Below are 640 nucleotides of genomic sequence, written 5' to 3'. Positions count from 1 at the left end.
GAAGTCCTGCTTTGTCGCACCAGGGAAGGGGACAAGTGCGCGCTGGTGTGCTTTTTTGTCTTTGGTTTTGCTGAACTTGCGAATTGAGTNTTCAGTCGACCAGCCTCAGGTATAGTCTGCAGTGATGTAGAATAACTCTTTACCTTTGAAGTTTTTCTTTAGGTATTTTGAAAGCACTTTAGCGCCCATCCAGGCGTTATAACTTTCCCTGAACATGTGGGTATGACCGTCTTTCCCCGTCGTGGCATTTGAGTAGGTTAGCGTGCCAAAGTATAAAGTGTCACGCGCTTTTGCAGCGTAGCCACCTGAAATAGAGACAGCGCTAGAGGAACCGCCAAAAATCATTTTTGCGCCCTGGTCATCGATCATGTGGACGACGTTTGTGGTAGATATTGCGGCTTTTGACTGAGTGTCTTTTTTAAGAAGCTTTATGGGTTTTCCTAGTATCCCGCCATTATTATTAATTTCTTCAACTGCCATATCGGCAGCACGTTCTTGGGCGAGTCCTTGTACTTGGTAAGGGCCTGAAGCGGGATAGTTAAGGCCTATAATGACTTCATTTGCACTTAAACTACTGGCATGTGAGATTAGTGTTAACAAGGATAGGCAGAAAAGCTTACGTAAAAGCATATAAAACTCA

At 44.4% G+C, this 640-nt stretch carries 1 protein-coding gene; it reads right to left on the bottom strand.

What is annotated here, in order from left to right:
* Window positions 1-105: 105 nt before the first annotated feature.
* A partial coding sequence (locus A3735_RS05050; protein ID WP_231882397.1) for an ABC transporter substrate-binding protein occupies window positions 106-640 on the bottom strand: 535 nt, incomplete at its 5' end.

The organism is Oleiphilus sp. HI0061 (assembly GCF_001635675.1).
Note: the sequence above shows the minus strand (reverse complement) of the source record. Positions and strands in the feature narration are given on the sequence as shown.